An 18,216-nucleotide genomic window follows, 5' to 3' on the forward strand; every position below is an offset into this window, starting at 1 on the left:
GAAGGGTTGATCACGAGATGGCCGAGATCGAGGACACCCCGACCGCCACCGAACCGCTGCCGACCCTCCCGGGCACCCGCCCCCTGCCGCCACAGCCCACTCCCGCCACCCTCCCCGACCCGGCGGACCTGCGCCCGGCCGGACCCTCCCGGCGGTGGACCTGGCTGCTCGGAGGCGTCGCGGCCGGGGCGGGCACCGCAGCGCTCGTCCTGGGCCTGGTGGCCAACCTCGTCACCCCGGCGGCGACTGCGGGGACGACGGCCGCGACGACGGTCTCGGCCGCGACGACCGTCTCGCCCGCGCCGACGCTCTCGGTCTCGCCCGCACCGACCCTCTCGGTCACCTCCGGACCGGCGAGCCCTACGACGGCGCCCTACACCACCTTGGCCGCGGGCTGCGCCCTGGTTCGCCCCGAGACGGTCGACCGCTATGCGAAGGGAACCTCGTGCAGCGAGCAAAAGGACGTCGGGGGCATGACCAATGCGAGCGCGGGCTGGCACAGCAATGACGGAGGCTGGACCATGATGCAGGTCATGGTCCAGCTGTCCCCGGTCGCCGAGAGTGTCTACGAGATCACCGTGGCCGGGCACCGGAACGGAGGGGCCACCAACGGAATGAAGGTCACTGACGACCGGACCGTTCCCGGCATAGGGGAGAAGGCGACCCTGTTCTACACCACCATGAAGGGGTACAACCACGCCGACCTCGTGGTGCTCCAGCGCAACGCGCTCATCACCATCAGCTATGAGAAGGGCACCTTTTCCGGGGTCACCCTGAAGGACATCCCGCCCGCCGACGCCGAAGCCGCCGCCACCGCCTGCGGCCAGGACGTCGTGGCCACGCTCGCCGCCTCGTGAAACCCGCGACGCCACCGACCCCGGCCGTGCGTAGACCCTAGCCCGCGGGGTGCGGGCGGCGGGCGCCCGCGAACTCGTTGGCCCAGCGCGGGATGTCGAGGACGTTGTCGACGCGGGCGACGAGCGTGCCCGTCCGCTCGGCGTGGATCATCGCGCCGTCGCCCGCGTAGATCCCGACGTGGTGGAGGATCGCGTCCGGGCGGGAGAAGAAGATCAGGTCGCCGGGGAGCATGGCGTCGCGCGGCACTTCGGCGCTGCGGTTGAACTGCGCGACGGTGTAATGGGCGAGCTCGATCGTCCCGTGGCTCGCGAGGTACCAGCAGTACAGGGACAGGCCGCTGCAGTCGTAGCCGACGGTGTTCTCGCCGAGGCAGACCCCGTCGAGGTAACCGTTCTCGCCGTCGCAGAAGCCGTAGCTCGCCCCGAGGCGGTCGCCGCCGCCCCACGCGTACGGCACGCCGATCTGCGCGGCGGCCACCTCGGCGACGCGCCGCCCGAGTGCGGCGGCAGCCATGGGCTCGGTTGCGGCGGGGCTGCTCGGCGCGGGTCCGGCGCTCGCGGCGGCCGACGCCCCCAGTGCGGGAACGAGCCCGGCCCCGAGCGCGATCCCCAGCATCCGGCGCCGGCCTACGCCCGAACCGTCCTCGTGGTGCGGCAGTTGGGACTCCATCGCTCACTCTCCCGGCATTGTCGGCGTCTCGTCAGATCTCAGGGAACCAGGATCCCGGCCGTAAGCATTGGGCCGCTATCACCCGGAACGGTGAATCGCGAACCGCATCGACCTTGGAACGGTGGGAAATTCGCCCACAAATCGTTTGACCCTCCCTCAGGTGCGGCCAACGATGGGCGCAAAGGTTCGACCGCGACCCCCGGAGGCCACCGTGACCAGCGCCGTCAAGCTCATCCGCAGCACTCGCCTGACCCCGGCCGTCGACTACGCCTACGCGGCGGCCGTAGACGCTCCCGTCCGCACGCTCTGGCTCGCCGGCGCCTGTCCGCTCGACGAGAAGGGCCGGACGGTCGCCGTCGGCGACTACGAGGGCCAGGCGCACCAGGTCATGCGGAACCTCATAACCGCCCTGGAGGACGCGGGCGCCGCACGGACCGACATCGCCCGGACGACGGTCTACGTCGCGTCCTCCCGCCAGGCCGACCTCGTGAAGGTGTGGAACGTGTACCGCTCGTACCTGGCGGAGCACGACGCCCCCAGCACGCTGCTCGGCGTCGCCGTGCTGGGCTACGCGGACCAGTTGGTGGAAGTGGAGGCGGTGGCCGTGCTGCCCTGAAGCCGTAACTCTCCTCGGGTGCTCAGCCGAAGATGGCGCGCGGCTCGCCGGTGAGCCACACGTTGTCGATCCGCACCCGGTGCATCAGCCAGCGGTCGCCGTCGCGGCGCAGTTTGACGTCGTAGCGGTTCTTCAGCAGGGCGTGGGTGGCGGGGGCGGCCGTCAGCACGTGCTGCGCCTCGACGAGGGAGGTGAGCCGGGCCCGGTCGCCGTCCACGGTGATGCGGGAGTTGGTGACCTGGTGGGTGGTGGTCACCCGCCCGGCGAACATGCCGAGGATCGTCGTCACGATGTGGTCCCGGCCGGCCATCACGGGCGGTTCGGCGTCCCACGCGGCGGCCGCCGGGCGGAAGTCCAGTTCGGCGTTCGGGGTGAAGGAGGAGGCGAACAGCTCGCGGTCGTGGAGGTCCTGGCCGAGGCCGAAGCGGAGGAGGGCGTCCAGGATCTCGGCCCGGTCGCGCAGTTCGGCGGCGACGGCGGCCGGGTCGGCGGCGGGTGCGGTGAGGGCGCGGTCGGTGGTGACGTACATGGTGCAACTCCCTGGGAGGTGGGGGATCTTCGGCGATGGCTCCACCCTCCCGCGGGAGCGGTCGGACGATCAATGAGAGGCTGTGCAACGATCGTGAAGCGAGGGTTAATGGTGTAGCGGGGGAGAGACGGTACGGAGTGCTGGAGCGGCACGAGATCGAGGCGTTCCTGGTGCTCGCCGAGGAACTGCACTTCGGGCGGACGGCCGAGCGGCTGCACGTCTCCACCGCGCGGATCAGCCAGACCGTGCGGAAGCTGGAACGCCGGGTCGGCGCACCGCTGTTCGTCCGGACGAGCCGCCGGGTGGAGCCGACGGCGCTCGGGGCGCAGCTGGCGGAGGAGCTGCGGCCCGCGTGGGAGGCGGTGGGCGCCGCCGTCCGGCGGGTCGTCGACGCCGGGCACGGCTGCACCGGAACGCTGCGGGTCGCGTTCGCGGGCCCGGCGGCGGGGCAGCTGCTCGTCGGCGTCGCGGAGCGCTTCAGGGAGCGGCTGCCCGGCTGGGAGGCAGCGCTCCGGGAGGCCGAACTCGTCGACCGCATAACCCTCCTGCGGGCGGGCGAGGTGGACCTGGTGTTCGCGGAGTACCCGCTGCGCGAGCCGGACCTGGTGCCGGGCCCGGTCCTGGTGAGCGAGCCCCGGATGCTCGCCCTGCCCACCGGCCATCCGCTCGCGCAGCAGGACGCCGTCGCGCCGGAGCAGCTGGCCGACCTCCCGCTCGTCCAACTGCCCTCCGCCGTCCCGGAGTCCTTCCGCGCCGACCGCACCCCGGCACGGACGCCGAACGGGCGGCCGATCCCACCCGGCCCGGAGGGCGGCACGCTGAACGAGATCCTGACCCTGGTCGGCGCCGGCCGGGGCGTCTTCCCGCTCGGCGCCCAGGCCCGCCGCTACCACCCCCGCCCCGACGTCGCCTACCGCCCGCTCGCCGACGCGCCCCCGGTGCAGTGGGGCCTGCTCCACCACCGCGACCGCCCGACCCCCGCCACCGAGGCGTTCAACCGCGCGGCCCAGGGCCTGCTGGGGGTCGATGGCTAGTAGTGCTTTGTATAGGTAGTGCCGTAGGCGCTCTCGCCGTTCTTGGAGGAAGTCGGGGGGGCTCCGTTCCTTCCGACGAGCTGCGGGGTCAGGTTCCGCTGTGCGCGGTCTCGATGAGGTCGCGCGCGGCCGCGCCGTAGACGGCGGACGGCTGGAGGCGGTCGAAGGCCTTGCGGAAGACCGCGCGCCGGTCCGTGAAGTGCAGCGCGGATCGGCGAACCTTCGGCCGCGTCGCGGACGTGGGAGATGCCGCGGGGCGGCGAGCCCGCGAGTGGGGCGTCGCGCTCGCCAGGGTGACGAAGGTGTTGGACGGCCTTGCCGTCATGATCGAGGCCCCGCCGTCGAATCGTGCACGCACCGGGGGCTAACCCCACCCCCAACCGGGCGGGTAGCAGCATCGTCGCAGCCGGGCGACTCCGGGGAAGGTGGGAGCAGCGAAACACCGCTGCTTTTCCCGACAAGACCCTGGAGTTGGCACGTGCTTGAGCAGGCGCAGCACAAGGCCCGTCCGTCCCGGCGCTGGAAGGCCCTCGCAGCCGCGGTGGCCGTCGGCGCCCTGACGGTGGGTGCACTGGCTCCGGCCGCGGCGTTCGCGGCACCCCGACCGGACACCGTCCAGCAGGGCCTCGACGCGCTGGCGCGGGACGAGGGCGTGCCCGGTGCGCTGGCGAGCGTCAGGAAGGGCGACGGCCGGGCCCGCAACTACACCGCCGGGGTCGCCGACCTGACCACCGGCGCCAAGGTGCCGGTCGACGGCCAGGTGCGGATCGGCAGCAACACCAAGGTGTTCACGGCGGTGGTCGTGCTGCAGCTGGTCGGCGAGGGGAAGATCGCGCTCGACGAGCCGATCGAGACCTACCTGCCGGGCCTGGTCCGCGGGGACGGCATCGACGGCCGCAGGATCACGGTCCGCCAGCTCCTCCAGCACACCAGCGGCATCCCGAACTACCTCAAGGCCGACCTCCGGCCCCGCTACTACGAGCCGCGCGAACTCCTCGACACGGCCCTTCAGTTCAAGGCCGAATTCGCGCCGGGGGAGAGGTTCGGGTACAGCAACACGAACTACGTCCTGGCCGGCCTGATCGCCCAACGGGTCTCCGGCAGGCCCCTCGCGGCGGAGATCGAACGGCGCGTCATCGAGCCCGCAGGCCTGCATCACACGTACTTCCCCGCCCCCGGCGACGAGTCCATCCGCGAGCCGCACCCCAAGGGCTACTACCGGGAAGCGCCGGGAGCGCCGCTGCGCGACGTCACGGAGATCGACCCGTCCTGGGGCTGGGCGGCCGGGCAGATGATCTCCACCAACTCCGACCTCAACCGGTTCTTCTCCGAGCTGCTCCACGGCGACCTCCTCAAGCCGGCCCAGCTCGCCGAGATGAAGAAGACCGTCCCTGCCGAGAAGATGGGTCCCGGCGCCGGCTACGGGCTCGGCCTGGTGAGCAAGCCGCTGCCGTGCGGCGGTGGCCTCTACTGGGGCCACGGCGGCAGCTTCCCGGGCTACGAGACGCGAGGCGGCGTCACCGACGACGGCAGCGCCGCCGCGGACATCGCGGTGACGACCCAGCCCTCCGACCCGAACACGATGAAGCACGTCGAGAGCCTCGTCGAAACGGCCCTCTGCCGCTGACGTCGAGGCGCGGGCAGCGGCGCCGGGCGGCCGTCGGGGGCAGGGTCAGGCGGGCTGCCACAGTTCGATGCGATTGCCCTCGGGGTCCGTGACCCAGCCGAACCGTCCGACGCCCGCCATGTCCTGGGTCTCCCCGGCGACGTCCGCTCCCTTGGCGCGTAGCTGCGCGAGCATGGCGTCCAGGTCGCGGACCCGGAAGTTGAGCATGGTCCGCTGGGCGTTCGATCCGAAGTAGTCGGTTCCGGACTCGAAGGTCGCGAACACCGTCGGGCCGGTCTCCTGCTGCCAGAGGCCGTGCTCGTCGGCGGCCAGGCCGAGGCAGTCGCGGTACCACGCATTGAGGGCAGCAGGGTCGGCGGCCCGCAGGAAGTACCCGCCGATTCCAAGCACACGTTCCATGGCGCCATCCTGCCAGGACGGCGACCGAAGCGAGTCGGCACCACGCCAACGCCCGTGCCTCCCGACGATCAGGACCGTTGGGAGGCACGGGCGTTGGTGCGGTGCCGGGTATCTCGTACGACCGCCGTTGAGCGCGGGTCAGCGCGCGAGTGCCGCCAGCGCGGCGGTGGCGAAGGAGTGGTCCTGCTCGGGGGCGCCGCCGCCGATGCCGAGGGCACCGACGAGGCGGCCGTCGCGGTGGACCGGGACGCCGCCTGCGATGAAGAGCAGTGGACGGTCCAGTGCGGTGGGCAGGGAGTGGAACGGCCCGTCGGGCTTGACGAGGTCGACCAGGTCGGCGGTCGGGGCGTCGAGCTGGAGGGCGGTGTAGGCCTTGCGGGTGCTGGTCTCGCCGGAGATCAGCACGGCGCGGTCGTCGCGGCGGAAGGCGAGCGGGTGCCCGCCCGCGTCCAGGACGGTGATGCTGACGGCGACCCCGGCCGCCTCGGCGGCGGTGCGGGCGGCGGCGACGAGCGTCTCGGCGTCGGCGGTGGTGAGCGGGGTGACGGTGGTGGTGCTCATGGTGGCGCTTCTCCTGAAGGAACGGTTCAGTGGTGGACGGGGATCGAGACGGTCGGAACAGCGGTCGGAACGGCGGACGTACGGCCCGGGGCGCGGCGCTCCAGGGCGGCGGACCAGACGGCGAGGACGAGTGCCGAGGCGGCGAGCAGCGCGCCGACCCAGTTCGGGGCCGTGTATCCGAGACCGGCCGAGATCACCAGGCCGCCGAGCCAGGCGGAGAGGGCGTTGCCGAGGTTGAACGCCCCGATGTTGACGGCGGAGGCCAGGGTGGGCGCGCCGTGCGCCTGGTCGAGGACGCGCTTCTGCAGCGGCGGGACGGTGGCGAAGCCGAGCGCTCCTATCAGCAGGATCGTGACCGCGGCGAGGACCTTGTCGTGCGCGGTGAGGGTGAACAGGCCGAGCACGACGGCGAGTCCGCCGAGCGAGGCGTACAGCATCGGCATCAGCCTGCGGTCGGCGTACCTGCCGCCGAGGAGGTTGCCGAGGAACATCCCGATGCCGAACAGCACCAGCAGCCAGGTGACGGCGCCGTCGGAGTAGCCGGCGACGCGGGTCATCATCGGGGCGATGTAGGTGATCGCGGCGAAGACTCCGCCGAAGCCGAGCACGGTCATCGCCATCGCGAGCAGCACCTGCGGGTTGCGGAACGCGGTCAGCTCGCCGCGCAGGTGGGCGCCCTCGGGGCGGGGCAGGGCGGGGACGAGCTTGACGATGCCGAGCAGGCCGACCACGCCGAGCGCGGCGACGCCGACGAAGGTGGCGCGCCAGCCGACGGCCTGGCCGACGAAGGTGCCCAGCGGGACGCCGACGATGTTGGCGACGGTGAGCCCGGTGAACAAGGTGGCGATGTCGCCGGCCTTCTAGTCCGGCGCGACGAGGTCGGCGGAGACCAAGGAGCCGATCCCGAAGAACGCGCCGTGGGCGAGCGAGGCCACGAGGCGGCCTGCGAGCATGACGCCCATGCTCGGGGCGGCGGCGGACAGCAGGTTGCCGGCGACGAAGAGGCCCATGAGGAGCATCAGCATCGTCTTGCGGCCGATCCGGGTGCCGAGCACCGTCATCAGCGGCGCGCCGATGACGACGCCGATCGCGTACCCGGTGACCAGGAGCCCGGCGGTGGGGATGGACGCACCGTAGTCGCCGGCGATCTCGGGCAGCAGGCCCATGATGACGAACTCGGTGGTCCCGATCCCGAAGGCCCCGATGGCCAGGGCGAGGAGTGCGAGAGGCATGGCGCGTCCTCCAGACGAGATTGCTACAGCGCCTTACGAGCCTCGACAATAGTTGCAGGCGCGGCATAGGTGCAACTGCGGGCTTTTGCTCGTGGTGACTCTGCTCGTCCGCCCCTCCGCCCCGCCGGCCGGATGCTTGTATAAGCGGGATACATGCCCAGGCCGAAATTTTTGCCGAGGGCTTATCCTTGACACCGTCGAACCCGGAAGGAGACCCGCGCTCATGACCGCCACGGATCCCGCGCTGACCGCCCTCGCCAACGGCTGGGCCGCCCTGTACCTCCTGGCCGGCCGGATCGAGGCGCACATCGAGCGCAGCCTGCAGGCCGGGCACGACCTGAGCGTGCGCGAGTACTCGCTGCTCGACGTGCTCAGCCGCCAGCACGACGACGAGGGCGGCCACCTGCAGATGAAGCAGGTCGCCGACGCGGTCGTCCTCAGTCAGAGCGCGACGACCCGCCTGGTCACCCGCCTGGAGGACCGCGGCCTGCTCTCGCGCTACCTGTGCCCGACCGACCGTCGCGGCATCTACACGAACGTGACCGAGGACGGCCTGAAGCTGCTGGAGGCGGCCCGTCCCACGAACGACGCCGCGCTCCGCGAGGCCCTCGACGAGGCTGCGAAGAACCCCGATCTCGCCCCCCTCGTCAAGGCCGTGGAGGGCGTCAACCCGCTGTCGGCGCTCGGGCGGCGCTGAACGCCCGGTACGACGAAGCGCCCACCGCCATGCAGGCGGTGGGCGCTTCCTCATATCGGGCGCGGGCGGTCACTCCGAGGCGAGCAGGGCGTCCAGCTTCGCGTAGCCCTCGGTGACGCCCTTCTCCATGCCGCTCGCGAGGATCGCGTCGCGGGCGGCGAAGCTGTCGACCACGGACAGGATCGTGACGCGGGTGCGGCCCTCGCCGGCCGGCTCGAACACGGCGGTGTCCAGCGAGACGCCGTCCGGCACGCCCGTGTACGTGAACGTCTGGACGAGCCGGGTCTCCGGCCGGACCTCGTGGAACGAGCCGTAGAAGGCGGCGATCTCCCGGCCGTCCTGGTGCATGGAGTAGCGGTAGCTCCCGCCGGTGCGGCCGTCCCAGAAGTCGATCTTCGTCTCGTGGTTGTCCGGGCCGAGCCACCGGGCGACCAGCTCGGGCTCGATCCAGGCCCGGAAGACCCGCGCCGGCGGGGCGTCGAACTCGCGGACGATCCGGATGGTGGGCAGTGCCGGGTCCGCCTCGACCCGGGTCTCGCGGCCGGTGGTGGAGGTCATGGCTTCTCTCCTTCGTGTCCTGGGCCTGCTTCGGTCTTTGTGCTGTGCGCGGGGCCTCCGCCGGCCGGCTCGTCGCCTGTCGGGTCGTCGCCTGTCGGGTCGTCGTCGGCGGACCCGTCGTCGGCGGCCTCGTCGGCCATGGCCGCGAGGACGGCGTCCAGGCGGCGGAACCGCTCCTCCGCCTGGCGGCGGTAGCGCTCGATCCAGCTCGTCATCAAGTCGAACACCTGCGGTTCGAGGTGGCACGGCCGCCGCTGCGCGTCCCGGCTGCGGCTGACGAGCCCGGCCTCCTCCAGCACCTTGAGGTGCTTGGAGACGGCCTGCATCGACATCGCGTACGACTCCGCCAGCTCGCCGACGGTCGCATCGCGGACCGAGAGGCGGGCGACGATGTCGCGCCGGGTCGGATCGGCCAGGGCGACGAACGCCCGGGACAACTGGTCGACGGCCACCGGATACCCCTGCTCCTTCTCAACCGATTGGTTGAGGACAACGCTACGCCGGTCCGCCGCCTTCTTCAACCGATCGGTTGAGAAAGATGCCGAGGGCGTCGCCGGAGGGCTTGATCGGGTTTTCCGGAGCCTGGCATGCCGCTACAGATACCGATCGTTCGGTTTTGTGTGCGACTGCGCGTGGGGAGTGGCCTTGCGGTGTCGGTGGGCGGCCGGGCATCCCGAATTCGCCGACGAGCGCGGGTGGGTGGGGGAGGAGGAGTACCTGGGGCGATTCCCGGATGCTGTCCTGTCGCCTTCGGGCTGCCCGTCGCTAAGATACGGCGTGTTTGGTTTTGTTTTTCGCGAGAATGTCAGGACGGGGTGGTTCCGGTGGTACGGCAGGAGCGCGCGCTTCGGACGCGTCGGCTGATCCTGGAGGCCGCGGCTTCTGTCTTCGACGAGTTCGGCTACGAGGGAGCGACCATCGGCGAGGTGGTCTCCCGGGCCGGCGTGACGCGCGGCGCGGTCTATTTCCATTTCGCGTCCAAGCGCGATCTCGCGCAGGGCGTGGTGGAGGAGCAGTTCGCCCAGGACGAGGTTCCCGAACGCGCTTGCAAACTCCAGGAGTTCGTGGACACCGGGATGGTGGTCGCCCATCTGCTGCCGCGCGACCCGCTGCTGAGCGCCGGTGCCCGGCTCTCCCTCGGCCAGGACGTGTTCGACGAGTTCGGCGGCGGCGCGATCCTCGGGTGGATCTCCCGCTTCGAGGTGCTCCTGGTCGCGGCCGGCGAGCGCGGCGAACTGCTGCCGCACGTCACCCCGGCGGACGCGGCATGGCTGCTGACGGCGGCGTGGACGGGGGTTCAGATCCAGTCCCAGAAGCTGAGTGGCCGGGCGGACCTGGAGCGCCGGGTGGCCGGGCTGTTCCAGCACGTGATGCCGAGCATCGCGGTGCCGGGCGTGCTCGGGGCGCTGCAGATGGGGCCGGACCGTGGCGCCCGGGTGGTCGCCGAGGTGGCGGCGGCGGCCCGCGCGGCGTCGGAAGGCGACGCCGACGGAAGTGGCGGAAGTGGCGGCAATGGCGCCGAGGTCGAGGCGCACGCGGTCGGCGGCGCGGTCGCGGTGTCCTGAGGCGGCGCACCGCTCGCGCAGGAACGGGCGGATCGACGGCGGTGCGGGGCCTGTTGAGGCCCGGCGCCGCCGTCCGCCTGTGCCCGGGTGCCCGGCCTGTCCGATCCGCCTGGTCTGCGCGCTCTGCCCCGGCCGCTTGGTCCGCCTGGTTCGCCCGTGGGCCCAGGCGTGCGCTCGCGTCCGCGCACCGGCGCACGGCTGGTCCGTTCGCGCCCCAGATTCGAGCAGGCGTACCCCGATTCGCATAAACAAACAGCTCGTTCGGTTTTGTATTGACAAACCGCCTGTCCTGTTTTTGACTGGTCATCGTGGCCCCGGGGTGTCGACCCAGGGGGAGTCGGGTGCCGGCCGCGGCGGATCCGCCGGGGGCGTTCCGTGGATTGGGGTGGTCGTCATGGAGATCCGCGTGCTGGGGGCGTTGGACGTCCGGATGTGCGGAGTGTCGGTGGTGCCGTCCGCGCCGAAGCCGCGGCAGGTGCTCGGGTTACTGGCGCTGAGGGCCGACCAGGTCGTCCCGGCCGGCACGCTGGCCGACGAGCTATGGTCCGGCCGCCCGCCGCGCAGCGCCCGCACCACCGTGCAGACGTACGTCCTGCAGCTGCGCGAGCTCATCGACCGCGCGATCGCCACGACCGGCGCGGCCACCGCCGGGTTCGCCTGCGCGAAGGACGTCCTCGTGACCTCCCCCGGCGGCTACATGCTCAACAGCGGCGGCGGCCTCACCGACGCCCGCGAGTTCGACCGCCTGGCCGGCCTGGGCTACCGCGCGATGGACGGCGACGACCACAAGCTCGCCGCGAGGATGCTCGACGAGGCGCTGCGCCTCTGGCGCGGCCCGGCCTTCTCGGACGTCCCGGCCGGCGGCCAGCTCGCCGTCGAGGCCAAGCGCCTGGAGGAGACCCGGCTCTGCGCCCTGGACCAGCGCATCGACGCCGACCTGCGGCTCGGCCGCCACCGCGTCCTGCTCGCCGAACTGACCGTCCTGGTCGACCGCTACCGCACCCACGAGAGCCTGCACGGCCAGTACATGCTCGCGCTGCACCGCTCCGGCCGGAGGGGGGAGGCGCTGGAGGTGTACCAACGGCTCCGTGCAACTCTGGTACGGGAATTGGGCATGGAACCGTCAGCGGCGCTGCGGCGGCTGCAGCGCTCGATCCTGGTCTCCGCCCCCGAACGGGCCGAGACCGGTGGCGAACCGGCCGCCGTGGTCCGCCCGGCCGAACGGCAGGGCGCCGCGGCCCGGTTCTCCCGGGTGGGCTGAAGGCCACGGGGGCGGCCCGGGCGGGACTGTTCGGTGCGGTGCGCGTAAACGGAACTGGCTTGCAGCAGTAAGGGGTTGAGGGAACGTGGCGCAGGAGAGGTCGGAGCGGACGCGCGGGCGGCTGGTGGAGGCGGGGGCGGTGCTGTTCGACCGCAGCGGGTACGCGGGGGCCACGCTCGGCGAGATCGCCGGCACGGCCGGGGTGACGAAAGGGGCGCTGTACTTCCACTTCGCGTCGAAGGAGGACCTGGCGCGGGCGGTGCTGGACCAGGCCGAGGGCTCGCTGCGCGGCGCGTGCGCGACGCTGCGCACGGCCTCGTCGCCGCTCCAGGCCCTGATCGACTCGGGGTACTGGCTGGTCGACGCCCTCGGCTCGGACGCGGTGATCCGCGCCGCGTTCCGGCTCGGCCGGGAGGGCGGCGCGTGGCTGGGGGAGGCGGCGGCCCAGGGCCCGGCGGCGGAAGTCCCGACGCAGCCCGGCCCCACGCAGCCCGGCCCCACGCAGCCCGGCCCCACGCAGCCCGGCCCCACGCAGCGCGGTCCAGCGCAGTCAGGCCCGACACAGGCCGGCCCGGCGGCGGCAGGCGGGTGCGTGGCCGGGACGCAGGGCTTCCACGGCGTATGGGCGGGCGTGGTCCGGGAGTTGCTGTCCGGCGCGCGCCGCGCGGGCGAACTGCGCGACCGCCCGGGCTGCACCGGCCCGGAGACGCTCGTGGTGACGGCCGCGTGCGGCCTGGAGGTCACGTTCGGCGAGGACTGCTCGCCGGAGGAGCGCGCCCGCCGGGTCGCCGCGCTGTGGGAGTGGCTGCTGCCCTGCCTCGTCCCGCCGGGCGCCGCGGCCCTCTACCGCACGAGGCCGCTGACGGGCGTGCCGGCCTAAGCCGTCGGGCCGGCCGGGCAGCAGCGCGTGCGAGGTAATTCGGTGGCGGTTCGTGCGGAGACGGACGAGGATGCGACGCATGACCGACGAACCAGCGCGCTGGACCCGGGCGACCCTCTACCCGGACATGTGGGCCGATCCGGCCGACGACCCGCGGACCCTCGAAGGCCCCAGCCCGGACGGCGAACTGGGCACGCTGCTGGACTACGTGGTGAACTACCGGCTGACCTTGCGGCTCAAGTGCGAGGGCCTGGACGCCGAGCAGCTCGCCCGCCGGTCCGTCCCGCCGTCGACGATGTCACTGCTCGGCCTGGTCCGCCACCTCGCCGAGGTCGAACGGGACTGGCGCAACTGGCTCACCGAGGACGAGTCGCCGTCCCAGCCGCTGCCCAGGCTGTACGGCGGGCGCGACGCGGACTTCGACGGGGCGGTCGCCGACCAGGCCGTCGTGGACGCCGCGTTCCGCGACCTGGAGCGCGAACAGGCCGAGACCGACGCCGCCCTCGCCGAACACCCGGACCTCGGCGCACGCGTGGGCAAGGACCGGGTCTCGATCCGCGAACTGATGGTGCACCGGATCGAGGAGTACGCCCGCCACTGCGGGCACGCCGACCTCCTGCGCGAGTGCGTCGACGGACGCGTCGGCCAGTAGCGACGCCGTCCCCCTCGCCGTCCCGTAGTCCGCCGGCGAGACGGTTCAACCCCGCGGCGGCGCGAGCTCGTCCAGCCACCGCCCGACCAGCTCGCGGACGGCGTCCGCGCTCTCGACCTGCGGGTTGTGCCCGGTGCCGTCCAGCACCGCCGCCGTCATCCGCGGATAGTGGTCGAGCAGCGCGAGCTGGTCGCGCCAGCCGACGAGCGCGTCCTGGCGCGCGGTGACCAGCAGGTGCCGTCCGCCGTGAGCGGGCACACCGTGCTCCGGCCATTCCGGGAGCAGGAAGTCGGCCTCCAGCTCGGCCGCCGCCGTACGGTCGTGGGCGTCCCAGCCGGGCGCGACGTGCCGTCGGTACAGGCCCCAACCGGTCTTGGTGTGACGGGCCATGACGGCGCCGAACACCTGCTGCTCCGAGGTCGAGAGGCCGGCGAGGAACTCCTCGTCGCGCTCGGCCACCGTCTCCTCGGGCAGCGTCCGGTCCGTGCCCCAGCGGACGACCGGGACGATCAGGGCCGAGCCGAGCACCTGCTCGCCGAACGCCGCCGTCACGGCCCGCGCCAGCTGCCCGCCGAACGACTGCCCGACGACGGCGAACCGCTCCTGCCCGACGAGTTCGCGGATCCGCTCGACGACGGCGTCGGCCACCGCCGTCGCGGAGGTCCTCCCCGGCAGCCGCGGGCTGTTGCCGTGCCCGGGGAGGTCGAGGTAGATCCGCCGCCACCCGGGCCGGTCGGCGAACGCGGGGTCGAGGGGCAGGAGGAGCCGGTGGTCGATCGTGTAGCCGTGGATCAGCACGATCGGGGTGCCGTGGCCGAACTCGGCGTGCCAGATGCGGGCGTCAGTCATGAAAGTCAGTGTGCAACCTTCACATAAGTGTCAAGGTCAAGCGGCTCAGGCCGACACGGGATCCAGGGCGGTGGCGCGGACCGCCTCCAGGTACTCCGCGATCGCGTCCCGGTTGCGGGTGAGGCACCGGATCCGGTCGCTCATGCGGTCCCGCTCCTTCTCCAGCGTCGCGATCAGGTCCGGTGTCGCGTCCGGGAAGTGGATGACGCGCGGCTTGTCGAGGCACGGCAGGATCTGCTTGATGATGCGCGTCGGCAGCCCGGCGTCCAGCAGCCCGCGGATCTGGACGACGCGGTCGACGAGGTGCTCGTCGTAGTCGCGGTAGCCGTTCGCCGCACGTTCCGGCGTGATGAGCCCCTGCTGCTCGTAGTAACGCAGGAGCCGCGGGGGAGTCCCGGTCCGGTCGGACAGTTCACCGATACGCATGCGTCGCCCCTCGTGCCGTCCGGCCTTGACAATGACATCGATGTGAGGGTTTGAGGATATCCGCATGCGTCGTCAGACCGTATGCCCGGCAAGGCCTCGGCCGGACGCCGGTCGAAGGCTCAGCCCCAGGGGGAGGGCGGGAACCAGAGGTAGCCGAGCCTGGCCAGCATCCGTACGTCCCAGTAGACGACGGTGAAGACCCCGGCGACGAGGAAGGCCGCTGCGGTCACCACGCTGATCCGGGCGGGCCTGGACGCCAGCACCCGTTGCAGTCGGCCGCCCGTTCCGTAGGCGAGCGCCACGAACAGCACCGCCATGACGGCGATGTTGCCGATCGACTGCAGGAGGAACGCTCCCGCGCCGTAGACCGGGTTGTGTGTGGTGGCGGCGTGCCGGAACAGGTCGCGGAAGAGCGGGTACGGGCGGCCCACCAGGAAGCCGCCGATCATCGCGCCGACGAGAACCAGCGGTGCGTTCGGGAAGCGCCGGGACAGCCCGGCCAGCGGGTCGCGGACCAGGCCGACGGCGGCCAGGCCGAGCACGATCATCACCAGCCCGATCAGGCCGAAGGCCGTCATCGACTGCAGCGCCCGGGGTGTCAGGCCCTTGCCCGCGGCCGTCGAGAACTGCGGCATGTGCGTGCCGACGAGGCCGACCAGCGCGCCGTAGGCGGCCGAGACCGGCGCCATGCCCGCGAAGACCCAGCCCAGCGGCTTGGCGACGTGCAGGAGCCGGTGGCGCAGCGACGGTGACTGCCCGACCAGCGGGCCGACGGCGCCGAAGGCCGCGATGTTGCACGCGGTGAAGGAGCCGGCCAGCCCGGAGACGAAGGCGAACAGGACGCCGGAGACCACCCCGGTGATCGGCGTGCCGTGGGCGTCGTGGCCGAGCAGGGCGTCGGCGGTGCCGAAGCCGATCTGGTCGTCGACCAGGTTCGCGTTCCAGGCGTACGCCAGCAGGAGCCCGCCGAGCGTGCCGAGCAGCACGGTCGGCCAGCGGCGCCGGGGGAAGTCGCCGGTGACGAACAGGGAGGTACGGGTGGGGAGTGGACGTGGGGCGTGGCCGGCCGTGGTGTCCGGCTGGCCCGATGCGTACGTGCTCATGGCGGCGTCTCCTCGTCGGCCGGTGCCGGGTGCTCAGTTCCCCCGGCCGTAGCCGGAGCCGACGATCCGCTTCGCGCCCTCGGCGTAGTAGCCCGGGTCCTCGGGGAGGTCGGTGGCCAGGCCGTCGACGTACCGGTTGTACATGCAGAACGCGGCGGCGATCAGCACGGTGTCGTGGATCTCGGTGTCCCCGGCGCCGGCTGCGCGGGCGGCCGCCACCGCCTCGTGCGAGACCGGCCCGACCCGGCCCTGTACCTCGGCCGCGATCCGCAGCAGGGCCCGCATGCGGTCGGTGAGCGGCGCGGTGGCGGGATCGGCCAGGACCGCCTTCACCACGTCATCGCCCTCCTCCAACTGCGCGGCGGCGAAGGCACCGTGGGCCCCGGTGCAGAAGCGGGTGCCGTTGAGGTGCGAGACGTAGGCGGCGACGAGCTCGCGCTCGCCCCGGCTCATCGGGGCCGGCGCGCGCAGCAGCGCGTCGGCGAGCAGCCCCAGCGGGGCGGCGGTGTCCGGGCGCAGCGCCAGCAGGCCGCTGATCCCCGGCAGTCCGTTGTCGATGGCGATGTGCGGCACGGGTGTACTCCCTCGGTCGGGAAGGACGGACGGCGCTCCATCGTCTTGAGCGTCGCGCCCGTCCGCCAACTCCGAGATTGCCCTGGCCCTGAAACGAGGCGGGCGGACGGTTGGCCTTGAGTCTCCAGTGACTGGAGACAGCAGAGTGAGGGCCATGGACGCGACGACCCTCTACTCGATCGGGGAGCTCTCCCGGTGCACCGGCCTGTCCGTGCGGACGATCCGGTTCTACTCCGACTCGGGGATCGTGGCGCCGACCACCCGAAGTCCCGCCGGCTACCGGCGCTACGACCTCGACGCCCTGCTCCGCCTGGAACTCGTCCGCACGCTGCGCGAGTTGGGCATCGACCTGCCCGCGATCCGGCGGATCGCGGACCGCGAGCTCCCGATGGCCGAGGTCGCCGCCGCGCACGCCGACGCCATCGACGTGCAGATCCGGGAGCTGCAGCTGCGCCGGAGCGTACTGCGCGTCGTGGCCGGGCGCGGTTCCGACCCCGAGGAGACCAGACTCGTGCACAAGCTCACGCAGTTGTCCGCCGACGAACGGCGGCGGCTGATCGACGACTTCATCGCCGGCACCTTTGGCCCGGCGGGCGACTCCCCGGCGGGCGACGCCCCGGCGGACGGCGTCCCTGCGGGCGGCGCCCCGGCCGAAGCCGCCCCGGCCGCGGCCGCCATGGTCCGGGCCGCGACCCCCGACCTCCCCGAGGAACCGACCACCGAACAGGTCGCCTCGTGGGTGGAGCTCGCCGAACTGGTCGGCGACGAGGACTTCCGGGCCCGGATGCGCCGGACGCTCCCGCACCAGGCCGGCGGGCGCACGCCCGACATCGAGCGCGAGGCGGGCGAGGAGCTGACGGCGTTCACCCGTCAGAAGGTGGCCGAGGCCACGGAGGCGGGCGTCGACCCGCACGGCGACGGTGCCGCACCCGTCATCGACGAGCTCGTGCGGCGCTACGCCGACGCATTCGCGCGCACCCCGGACGCGGAGTTCCGGGACTGGCTGGCCCAGCGCTTCGAGGAAGCGCACGATCCGAGGGTGGACCGGTACTGGCGTCTGGTCTGGATCGTCAACGGCTGGCAGGTGGTGCCCGGTCTGACCCCGGTGTACTCCTGGCTCGCCCGGGCCCTGCGGCACCAGGACGGCGCGTAGTCCGGCGTGCGTCCGCCCGCCCGGGAAGGCCCGGGCGGGCGGAGGACTCGGGCAGGTGCGTCCCTACGGCACGCGGTCCTACGGCACGCGTCCCTACTGCATCGGGGTCGGCGTGATCATCGCGAACGGGGCGCCCTGCGGGTCGGCGACCACCGTCATCCGGCCGGCCATCATGTCGAAGGGCGGGACCAGGACGGTGCCGCCCCGCTTGACCAGGGCGTCGACCGTCGAGTCCGTGTCGTCCACGGCGAAGTACGTCAGCCAGTGCGCGGGCGTGCCGGGCGGGTCGTTGGCGAGCAGCGTGGCCCCGCCGACCGCCCGGCCGCCCACCCGTACCTCCCAGTAGGAGTCCGCGCCGTCGAGCGGCTCGATCTCGATGCCGAACGCCTCGCCGTAGAAGGCGGTCGCGGCCTGGATGTCGCTGGTGTGCAGCTCGTTCCAGGTGAGCGCGCCGGCCTCGTTGACGACCTGCGCGCCGAAGAACTCGCCCGGCTGCCAGACGCCGAACACCGAGCCCTGGGGGTCGGCGGCGATGAGCATCCGCCCGAGGTTGCCGACGTCCATCACCGGGACCATCAGCGTGCCGCCGGCCGCGACGATCGCGTCCTGGGTGGCCTGGGCGTCCGTGGAGGCCAGGTAGCTGGTCCACACGGTCGGCGGCTCCGGCATGCCCTCCGGGGCCATCGCCGGGCCGATCCCGGCCGCGGCCTTCCCGTTGAGCTCGCAGACCGCGTACCCGCCGAACTCGGCCGGGCCGGGCTGCCCCTGCCAGCCGAGGACGTCGCGGTAGAAGTCGAGCGCGGCCTGCTGGTCCTTCGCCATGAGGTCGACCCAGCAGGGGGTGCCGGTCGCGTACGGGGTGGTGACTTCAGGCATGATCGCCCTTTCTCCCTGGGGGTCGGCCGGGCTGCGAAACTAAAGACGCAGCCCGCGAGACGTGATCGCAGCGCGCGTCCCGGGGGGGGGCGGGGGGA

22 protein-coding genes and 1 pseudogene are annotated in these 18,216 nt (G+C 72.6%); 10 read left to right on the forward strand and 13 right to left on the reverse strand.

Going from position 1 to position 18,216, the window contains the following annotated elements; all coding sequences use genetic code 11:
* Positions 1–17: 17 nt before the first annotated feature.
* Positions 18–857: a hypothetical protein gene (locus ACFXDE_RS09865; protein WP_380492641.1), complete on the forward strand. Its 840-nt coding sequence runs from the start codon at positions 18–20 to the stop codon at positions 855–857.
* 37 nt (positions 858–894) lie between these two features.
* Here ACFXDE_RS09865 and ACFXDE_RS09870 read toward each other — a convergent pair whose 3' ends face one another.
* Positions 895–1,527, reverse strand: a complete 633-nt coding sequence (locus tag ACFXDE_RS09870) for a C40 family peptidase (RefSeq protein WP_380492643.1) — start codon at positions 1,525–1,527, stop codon at positions 895–897.
* 172 nt (positions 1,528–1,699) lie between these two features.
* On the opposite strand from ACFXDE_RS09870, the gene ACFXDE_RS09875 reads away from it, so the two are divergent.
* Positions 1,700–2,143, forward strand: a complete 444-nt coding sequence (locus ACFXDE_RS09875; RefSeq protein WP_380448825.1) for a RidA family protein — start codon at positions 1,700–1,702, stop codon at positions 2,141–2,143.
* A 22-nt stretch (positions 2,144–2,165) separates the two neighbouring features.
* Here ACFXDE_RS09875 and ACFXDE_RS09880 read toward each other — a convergent pair whose 3' ends face one another.
* Complete coding sequence (locus tag ACFXDE_RS09880; protein ID WP_380492645.1) at positions 2,166–2,672, reverse strand: nuclear transport factor 2 family protein; 507 nt, start codon at positions 2,670–2,672, stop codon at positions 2,166–2,168.
* 137 nt (positions 2,673–2,809) lie between these two features.
* On the opposite strand from ACFXDE_RS09880, the gene ACFXDE_RS09885 reads away from it, so the two are divergent.
* Positions 2,810–3,706 carry a LysR family transcriptional regulator gene (locus ACFXDE_RS09885; protein WP_380492647.1) on the forward strand — a complete coding sequence of 299 codons (897 nt, stop codon included), beginning with the start codon at positions 2,810–2,812 and terminating at the stop codon, positions 3,704–3,706.
* Between the two features lie 88 nt (positions 3,707–3,794).
* Here ACFXDE_RS09885 and ACFXDE_RS09890 read toward each other — a convergent pair whose 3' ends face one another.
* On the reverse strand, positions 3,795–4,031 hold the full coding sequence (locus tag ACFXDE_RS09890; RefSeq protein WP_380492649.1) for a hypothetical protein: 237 nt from the start codon (positions 4,029–4,031) through the stop codon (positions 3,795–3,797).
* Between the two features lie 153 nt (positions 4,032–4,184).
* Between ACFXDE_RS09890 and ACFXDE_RS09895 the strand changes: the two genes are divergently transcribed.
* On the forward strand, positions 4,185–5,333 hold the full coding sequence (locus tag ACFXDE_RS09895; protein WP_380492651.1) for a serine hydrolase domain-containing protein: 1,149 nt from the start codon (positions 4,185–4,187) through the stop codon (positions 5,331–5,333).
* A 45-nt stretch (positions 5,334–5,378) separates the two neighbouring features.
* Here ACFXDE_RS09895 and ACFXDE_RS09900 read toward each other — a convergent pair whose 3' ends face one another.
* The 3 genes and pseudogenes from ACFXDE_RS09900 to ACFXDE_RS09910 form a co-directional block, all read right to left on the reverse strand.
* Complete coding sequence (locus ACFXDE_RS09900; protein ID WP_380492653.1) at positions 5,379–5,732, reverse strand: VOC family protein; 354 nt, start codon at positions 5,730–5,732, stop codon at positions 5,379–5,381.
* 138 nt (positions 5,733–5,870) lie between these two features.
* Entirely contained in the window at positions 5,871–6,293 is a 423-nt protein-coding gene (locus ACFXDE_RS09905; RefSeq protein WP_380448810.1) for a heme-binding protein, read from the reverse strand.
* 26 nt (positions 6,294–6,319) lie between these two features.
* A pseudogene (locus ACFXDE_RS09910) lies at positions 6,320–7,525 on the reverse strand (MFS transporter).
* Positions 7,526–7,748: 223 nt separating this feature from the next.
* On the opposite strand from ACFXDE_RS09910, the gene ACFXDE_RS09915 reads away from it, so the two are divergent.
* Complete coding sequence (locus tag ACFXDE_RS09915) at positions 7,749–8,222, forward strand: MarR family winged helix-turn-helix transcriptional regulator (RefSeq protein WP_380492656.1); 474 nt, start codon at positions 7,749–7,751, stop codon at positions 8,220–8,222.
* Positions 8,223–8,291: 69 nt separating this feature from the next.
* Here ACFXDE_RS09915 and ACFXDE_RS09920 read toward each other — a convergent pair whose 3' ends face one another.
* Complete coding sequence (locus tag ACFXDE_RS09920; RefSeq protein WP_380448456.1) at positions 8,292–8,780, reverse strand: SRPBCC family protein; 489 nt, start codon at positions 8,778–8,780, stop codon at positions 8,292–8,294.
* A complete protein-coding gene (locus ACFXDE_RS09925) occupies positions 8,777–9,232 on the reverse strand; it encodes an ArsR/SmtB family transcription factor (protein WP_380492658.1) in 456 nt (151 codons plus the stop codon). Before ACFXDE_RS09925 ends, ACFXDE_RS09920 begins: the two co-directional genes overlap by 4 nt.
* 363 nt (positions 9,233–9,595) lie before the next feature.
* Here ACFXDE_RS09925 and ACFXDE_RS09930 point away from each other — a divergent pair, with 363 nt between their 5' ends.
* From ACFXDE_RS09930 to ACFXDE_RS09945, 4 genes are all read left to right on the forward strand, one after another.
* Positions 9,596–10,345 carry a ScbR family autoregulator-binding transcription factor gene (locus ACFXDE_RS09930; protein WP_380492660.1) on the forward strand — a complete coding sequence of 250 codons (750 nt, stop codon included), beginning with the start codon at positions 9,596–9,598 and terminating at the stop codon, positions 10,343–10,345.
* A 394-nt stretch (positions 10,346–10,739) separates the two neighbouring features.
* Entirely contained in the window at positions 10,740–11,606 is an 867-nt protein-coding gene (locus ACFXDE_RS09935; protein WP_380492662.1) for a BTAD domain-containing putative transcriptional regulator, read from the forward strand.
* Between the two features lie 85 nt (positions 11,607–11,691).
* Complete coding sequence (locus tag ACFXDE_RS09940) at positions 11,692–12,486, forward strand: TetR family transcriptional regulator (protein WP_380492664.1); 795 nt, start codon at positions 11,692–11,694, stop codon at positions 12,484–12,486.
* A gap of 79 nt (positions 12,487–12,565) precedes the next feature.
* Positions 12,566–13,138 (forward strand): DinB family protein, encoded by a 573-nt coding sequence (locus tag ACFXDE_RS09945; RefSeq protein ID WP_380492666.1) that lies wholly within the window; start codon positions 12,566–12,568, stop codon positions 13,136–13,138.
* A gap of 45 nt (positions 13,139–13,183) precedes the next feature.
* On the opposite strand, the gene ACFXDE_RS09950 is transcribed toward ACFXDE_RS09945, so the two are convergent.
* The 4 genes from ACFXDE_RS09950 to ACFXDE_RS09965 all read right to left on the reverse strand — a co-directional run bounded on the left by ACFXDE_RS09950 (position 13,184) and on the right by ACFXDE_RS09965 (position 16,089).
* A complete protein-coding gene (locus tag ACFXDE_RS09950; RefSeq protein WP_380492668.1) occupies positions 13,184–13,987 on the reverse strand; it encodes an alpha/beta fold hydrolase in 804 nt (267 codons plus the stop codon).
* Positions 13,988–14,032: 45 nt separating this feature from the next.
* The gene (locus ACFXDE_RS09955; RefSeq protein WP_380492670.1) at positions 14,033–14,413 is read right to left on the reverse strand and encodes a MerR family transcriptional regulator; all 381 of its coding nucleotides are present in this window, start codon (positions 14,411–14,413) and stop codon (positions 14,033–14,035) included.
* A 119-nt stretch (positions 14,414–14,532) separates the two neighbouring features.
* Positions 14,533–15,516 carry a hypothetical protein gene (locus ACFXDE_RS09960; RefSeq protein ID WP_380492672.1) on the reverse strand — a complete coding sequence of 328 codons (984 nt, stop codon included), beginning with the start codon at positions 15,514–15,516 and terminating at the stop codon, positions 14,533–14,535.
* A 33-nt stretch (positions 15,517–15,549) separates the two neighbouring features.
* Positions 15,550–16,089, reverse strand: coding sequence for a carboxymuconolactone decarboxylase family protein (locus ACFXDE_RS09965; protein ID WP_380492674.1), 540 nt, complete (start codon positions 16,087–16,089; stop codon positions 15,550–15,552).
* A gap of 154 nt (positions 16,090–16,243) precedes the next feature.
* On the opposite strand from ACFXDE_RS09965, the gene ACFXDE_RS09970 reads away from it, so the two are divergent.
* Complete coding sequence (locus tag ACFXDE_RS09970) at positions 16,244–17,242, forward strand: MerR family transcriptional regulator (protein ID WP_380492676.1); 999 nt, start codon at positions 16,244–16,246, stop codon at positions 17,240–17,242.
* A 93-nt stretch (positions 17,243–17,335) separates the two neighbouring features.
* Here the strand turns inward: ACFXDE_RS09970 and ACFXDE_RS09975 are convergent, their stop codons facing one another.
* Entirely contained in the window at positions 17,336–18,118 is a 783-nt protein-coding gene (locus ACFXDE_RS09975; RefSeq protein ID WP_380449225.1) for a VOC family protein, read from the reverse strand.
* Positions 18,119–18,216 lie beyond the last annotated feature (98 nt).

Source organism: Kitasatospora sp. NPDC059408, assembly GCF_042751525.1.
GTDB lineage: Bacteria > Actinomycetota > Actinomycetes > Streptomycetales > Streptomycetaceae > Kitasatospora.